This window comes from Clostridium sartagoforme AAU1, from assembly GCF_000401215.1.
Taxonomy (GTDB): domain Bacteria; phylum Bacillota; class Clostridia; order Clostridiales; family Clostridiaceae; genus Clostridium; species Clostridium sartagoforme.
The window spans coordinates 1-6,674 of record NZ_ASRV01000058.1 but is presented as its reverse complement, the minus strand read 5'-3'; the positions used below and the strand labels follow the sequence as shown (position 1 = coordinate 6,674).

General features: G+C 27.9%; 3 protein-coding genes and 2 pseudogenes. All 5 read left to right on the top strand.

All coding sequences use genetic code 11. The features are described from left to right. Nucleotides 1-156 precede the first annotated feature (156 nt). The 5 genes and pseudogenes from A500_RS05040 to A500_RS05020 all read left to right on the top strand — a co-directional run bounded on the left by A500_RS05040 (nucleotide 157) and on the right by A500_RS05020 (nucleotide 6,504). Nucleotides 157-1,032, top strand: coding sequence for a hypothetical protein (locus tag A500_RS05040; RefSeq protein ID WP_016206504.1), 876 nt, complete (start codon nucleotides 157-159; stop codon nucleotides 1,030-1,032). A gap of 209 nt (nucleotides 1,033-1,241) precedes the next feature. After that, nucleotides 1,242-2,242, top strand: a pseudogene (locus A500_RS05035) (ABC transporter ATP-binding protein). A gap of 3 nt (nucleotides 2,243-2,245) precedes the next feature. Beyond that, nucleotides 2,246-3,064, top strand: coding sequence for an ABC transporter permease (locus tag A500_RS05030; protein ID WP_016206501.1), 819 nt, complete (start codon nucleotides 2,246-2,248; stop codon nucleotides 3,062-3,064). Nucleotide 3,065: 1 nt separating this feature from the next. After that, nucleotides 3,066-3,857, top strand: coding sequence for an ABC transporter permease (locus A500_RS05025; RefSeq protein WP_016206500.1), 792 nt, complete (start codon nucleotides 3,066-3,068; stop codon nucleotides 3,855-3,857). A gap of 212 nt (nucleotides 3,858-4,069) precedes the next feature. Beyond that, nucleotides 4,070-6,504: pseudogene (locus tag A500_RS05020) on the top strand (heavy metal translocating P-type ATPase). Nucleotides 6,505-6,674: the final 170 nt, after the last annotated feature.

Genomic DNA, 6,674 nt, shown 5'->3' with positions numbered 1-6,674 from the left:
AAAAATATCATATATTAGTAATAAAGTATTAATTTATAATATACAAATAAATGAAATTATTATATTTAATAAAGACAACAATTTAACAATATTGTTGAAAAAATTACAAAGTCAGTATAAAATTATCTTGTAAATTTCATTTAAGGGGATAATTTTATGAAATCAAAAAAAATTATAGCTGTATGTTTATTATCAATGGCGTTATTAGTTGGTTGTGGAAGTAAGGAAACTTCAAATTCAAATAATAACGGTTCAACTTCAAACCAACAAAGTGAGAAATTCACAGGAACAAAAACTTATGAGGCATTATATGATTCAACAGGTAAAAAAGGTGATGTTATAGTTACAGAAGTTGAGTTTAAGGATGGAGAAGCAGTAAAGGTTTCAATTGATGTACGTCAAGAAAATGGAACAATGAAAAAAGAAGAAGCTAAAAAAGGTAATTACGTAATGAAAGAAGGAGAAGCTAAGAACTGGGGAGAGCAAATGGAGTTGTTAGAAGCCTTCTTAAATGAAAATAAGGTTGATGTATCTAAGGTTAAATTAACTAATGCAGAAGGAAATACAGATGCAGTATCAGGAGTATCAATTAAGGTTGGAGCATACGTAAATACAGTTAAAGAAGTTTTAGATGCAGTTAAAGAAGGTAAAGAATTAGAAAGTGGATTTACAGGAGCTAAAATAGCAGAAACTCCATATGATCCAAGTGGAGCAAAAAAAGACATGGTAGTTACAAAAGTTGTATTTAACCATGGAAAACCAGTAGCAGTTAATGTTGATGTTAAGCAAGAAGACGGTTCAATGAAGAAAAAGGCTTCTGAAGAAGGTAAGTATGTAATGAAAGAAGGAGAAGCTAAACATTGGCATGAACAAATGGCATTATTAGAAGAGTTTATAGTTAAAAATAACTTTGACCTTTCAAAAGTTAAATTAACTAATGATGATGGAAATACAGATGCAGTATCAGGAGTATCAATTAAAGTTGGAACTTATGTAAAAGCTGTACAAGACGTTTTAGATTCAGTAAAATAGTAATATTTTAGCCACCTATTTATAGGTGGCTTTATTATTTTATGAGAAGAATAAATTTGATAATTTTAGATAATAAAACACATAAGTAATATATAAATTGTACTAAAATACAAAAAAATGTATATATAAATGTATTTATTGACTGGATAGTATGAAGAGAGTAGAATAAGTTGAAAATATTTCCTTTAATAATGAAGATAGGTGAGTATATGATAAAAGTTGAAAATTTAAGTAAGGAATTTAAAAGTAGTAAAAAGTATCCGGGATTTAAGGGGGCTATAAAATCATTTTTTCTAGGGAGTATGTTATTAAAAAAGCTGTTGATGATATTAGTTTTGAAATAGAAGATGGAGAAATAGTAGGATATATAGGGGCAAATGGTGCAGGCAAGTCTACTACCATTAAAATGATGACAGGGATTTTAACTCCATCATCTGGGAAGGTTTTAATAAACGGATTAATTCCATATGAAGATAGAGAAAAAAATGCTAAGTATATAGGAGTTGTATTTGGGCAAAGGACGCAATTATGGTGGGACTTACCACTATCTGAAACATTCTCTTTATTGAAAGACATTTATGACGTTAATGATAACGATTATAAAGAAAGAATGGGGTTCTTAAATGAAGTTTTAGAAATAAGTGAATTTATCTTAAGTCCAGTAAGAACATTATCGCTTGGTCAAAGAATGAGGGCTGATTTAGCAGCTGCATTGTTACATAATCCTAAAATTATATATTTAGATGAGCCAACAATAGGATTAGATGTAGTGGTAAAAGAAAAAGTTAGAAGCGCAATAAAAGAAATTAATAAGAAGTATGGAACTACAGTTATTCTAACAACTCATGATTTAAATGATATAGAAGAATTATGTAATAGAATAATTATAATAGACAATGGAACTAAGATATACGATGGTAGCTTAAAAGATATTAAAGATAACTACGGATATATAACAACTATAGAGATTTTAGTTAAAAGTTTAAATGGATATGAAAACTTTGATATTAATGATGAAATGAAAATTAGTAAAGAAAACTTGGAAATAAATGCTTTAGATAATAAGATTATTGTTAGATTTAATAGAAACTTTACTAACCAAGCAGAAATAATATCTAAAATAATATCTAAATTCAATGTTTTAGATTTTTCAATACTTGAGACAAGTATTGAAGATATTATAAAAAAGATATATAGAAAAGAGGTGTAAATATTGAAGTCTATTTTTGACATAAAATCATATTTAACCTTTACAAAAAATACATTTCAAAAAAATCTTTCATATAGGGCAAATGCTATAATCTTTTTCTTAGGAGAACTTATGCTATTATTTGTAACATTTTATTTATGGAAGGCTATATATAGAAGTTCTGATAGCATGATTATTAAAGGGTTTAGCTTAAATGAGATGATAGTGTATGTTCTTATATCATTTATAACATCTGTAATTATAAATTCCGATATAGGATATTCAATAAGTAGAGAAGTGAAGGACGGCTCTATAGCTATAAATCTAATTAGGCCAATAAATTACGAAAAGAGAATGTTTTTTGAATCCCTAGGAAACTTAATGTATAGCTTTATAGTTGTATTTTTTATAGGATTTATATTAATAACTATATTACAAATTAATTATAGTGGTAAATTTTCTGTGGCAAATACAATTTTATATATTATTAGTATTTTGGCTGGGTTTATTATTAATTTTTATTATAGTTATATGTTTGGGTTATTATCTTTTAAAATAACAAATATGTGGGGATTAACTCAAATTATGAATGCTATATCTCAGTTATTATCTGGGGCTTTAATACCAATGGTATTCTTTCCAAGTTGGATACAAGGAATTTTCAATTTTCTGCCTTTTAGTTCTATGATATATACACCAAGTATGATATATCTGGGAAAACTAACTAATATTGAAATTATTAAAGCAATATCTATTCAAATTTTGTGGATAATAATACTTATAATTATTAGTAGACAAATGTGGAAATCTTTAATAAAAGAATTAAGTATATTAGGAGGATAAAATGGCTAAATATATAAAGTTATACTCAAAATTTCTTAAACAATATATAAAAACATTAATGGAATATAGAATTGATTTTGTATTAGGACTGATTGGATTTATTTTGGTTCAATTAGCTGGAGTTATATTTATAAAATTAATTTTCAATGTTATACCTACATTAGATGGATGGAGCTTTTATGAAATTTTATTTATTTATGGATTTGCTCAAATCCCTAGGGGAATAGATCATATATTTACTGATTATTTATGGATATTTAGTTGGAAAACCATAGTTAAAGGTGAATTTGATAAATATTTATTAAGACCAATAAATCCATTATTTCAAGTTATATCCGAAAGCTTTCAACCAGATGGATTTGGAGAGGTTATAATAGGTTTTATTTTGTTAATAACATCATCAATAAATTTAAATACTTCTTATACATCAATACAAATATTAGAATTTATTTTTGTAATTATTTGTGCAACTTTAATATATACATCAATAAAACTTGCAACAGCATCAATAGCCTTTTGGGTGAAATTTTCACAATCATATATGTTTATGGCATATCAAATAAGTACTTTTGCAAAATATCCTGTAAGTATTTATCCAAGTGCTATAAAGTTTATTTTGACATTTATTATCCCCTTTGCATTTACTGGATATTATCCAGGTTCATATTTTATTGGAAAGGGAAGTATCTTAACTGGGATTTTTTTGCCGTTTGTTGTAAGTTTGTTATCAATAATAGTATCATATAAAATATGGTTAAAGGGTATTAGTGTATATGAAAGTGCAGGAAGTTAAAGTGTTAAAGGTAAAAAAATTAACTTTAAGAATATATAAGTTATAAAAAAATTAATTTAGAAACTCTTATTTAAGTTTTCTAAATTAATTTTTTTTGGTTATTGGTAAAAATAATATTATATTAATTAATGAGAATTGTTATTGACATTATAAAGATAAATAGTATAATAAAATTATACCACACCCCTGGGGGGTGGTGAAGGAGGGTAAAAATGAAAGTAGAAAAAGTTAAAATATCAGGTATGACATGTACTGCTTGTGCCAGTAGAGTTGAAAGAGTAATAAATAAACTTGAAGGTGTAGATAAAGCAAATGTTAATTTTGCTACAGAAACATTGAGTGTTCAATATGATAATGATAAAGTAAATAGTTCTGATATTGAAAAGGCTATTGAAAAAGCAGGATACGGAGTAGAAAAGAACACTAAGAATTATAGCTTTAAAGTTGAAGGAATGACATGTTCAGCTTGTGCAAATAGAGTTGAAAGAGTCACTAAAAAGGCTGATGGAGTTGTAAATTCATCAGTAAATTTTGCTACAGAAAAACTAAATATAACTTTTGATGAAAATAAAATATCTGTTAATGATTTAAAAATATAGTAGAAAAAGCAGGATATAAATTAATAGTGGAAGAAAAGAAAGATGGTCTGGAAAAAAAGATTCCCGAGCATAAGAAGCTTTGGTATAGATTTATTTTATCTATTATATTTACAGTTCCATTACTAATAATAACAATGGGACATATGGCAGGAATGCGTTTACCGGAAATTATTGATCCTATGATGAATCCCTTGAATTTTGCAATAATACAACTTGTATTAACTGTACCTGTGATAATAGTAGGATATAAGTTTTATATGATAGGTTTTAAAAATTTATTTAAATTAAGTCCTAATATGGATTCTTTAATAGCTATAGGAACATCAGCAGCAGTGGTTTATGGAATATTTGCTATATATAAAATAAATATGGGAGATCATGACTATGCAATGCATTTATATTTTGAATCAGCAGCGGTAATACTTGCATTAATAACTTTAGGAAAATATTTAGAAGCAGTATCAAAAGGAAAGACTTCAGAAGCTATAAAAAAACTTATGGGATTAGCACCTAAAACTGCTAATATTATTAGAGATGGAAATGAACTTACCATTCCTATTGAAGAAGTGAAAGTTTCAGATATAGTAATTGTAAAGCCTGGAGAAAAGTTACCTGTAGATGGAGAAGTTGTTGAAGGTAATACATCAATAGATGAATCTATGCTTACAGGAGAAAGCATTCCAGTTGAAAAAAGTATAGGAAGTAAGGTAATAGGAGCAAGTATTAATAAAACAGGATTTATAAAATATAGAGCTACTAAAGTTGGAGATGATACAGCACTTGCTCAAATAATAAAGCTCGTTGAAGATGCCCAAGGAACAAAGGCACCAATTGCAAAGCTTGCAGATGTAATATCAGCATATTTCGTACCAACTGTAATAGCATTATCAATTATAGCGGCTTTAGCTTGGTATATATCAGGCGAATCAGCAATATTTTCATTAACCATTTTTATAGCAGTTTTAGTTATAGCATGCCCATGTGCATTGGGATTAGCAACGCCTACAGCCATCATGGTAGGAACCGGGAAAGGAGCGGAAAATGGAGTTCTGATAAAAGGTGGAGAAGCGCTAGAAACTGCATATAAAATTCAAACTATAGTTTTTGATAAAACAGGAACTATAACAGAAGGAAAGCCAAAAGTAACTAATATAATAACTCAAGGAATAAGTGAAGTAGAAATTTTAACATTAGCTGCTAGTGCAGAAAAGGGATCAGAGCATCCACTAGGTGAGGCTATAGTAAAAGCCGCAGAAGAAAAAAATATTAACTTAAAAACCATAGAAGATTTTAAAGCAATACCTGGACATGGAATAGAGGTAAGAATTGAGAGCAGTAGCATCGCATTAGGAAATAAAAAGTTAATGTTTGAAAGAGGTATAGAGTTAGGAGAGTTGCAAGCTAAATCTAATGAGTTAGCAGAAGAAGGAAAAACACCTATGTTCCTGGCTATAGATAATGAAATAAAAGGAATTATAGCAGTTGCAGATACAGTAAAAGAAAACAGTAAAAAAGCTATAAAAGCTATTCATAATATGGGAATAAAAGTAGCAATGATAACTGGTGATAATGAAAAAACAGCAAAAGCAATAGCTAAAGAAGTTGGCATTGATATTGTATTAGCAGAAGTTTTACCAGAGGATAAATCAAATGAGGTTAAAAAATTACAAAGTGAAAATAAAAAGGTTGCTATGGTTGGAGATGGAATTAATGATGCTCCAGCATTGGTTCAAGCAGATGTAGGAATAGCAATAGGTTCAGGAACGGATGTAGCCATAGAATCAGCAGATATTGTATTAATGAAAAGTGATTTATTAGATGTTATAAAAGCAATACAATTGAGTAAAGCTACTATAAATAATATAAAACAAAATCTTTTCTGGGCATTTGCATACAACGTATTAGGGATACCAGTAGCAATGGGAGTTCTTCATATTTTTGGAGGCCCACTATTAAATCCAATGATAGCTGCTGGAGCTATGAGCTTAAGTTCAGTATCAGTATTATTAAATGCATTAAGACTTAGAAAATTTAAATCTAATATTTAGTTTATAAAAAAATTAATTAAACTGCTGTTACCATTTCTATATATAATTAAACAAGAATAATAATATAAATAAATTAAAAGTTTAAACTTAAATTAACTATACGTATAAACTTACTTACTAGTANATACTAATATTAACGTAAGTTAAGTTAACGTAAGACGAGACGGTAA

What these genes read in the sequence shown, in the direction of transcription:
- A500_RS05040 (WP_016206504.1), top strand. Translation starts at nt 157, where the DNA reads ATGAAATCAAAAAAAATTATAGCTGTATGTTTATTATCAATGGCGTTA.
- A500_RS05025 (WP_016206500.1), top strand. Translation starts at nt 3,066, where the DNA reads ATGGCTAAATATATAAAGTTATACTCAAAATTTCTTAAACAATATATA.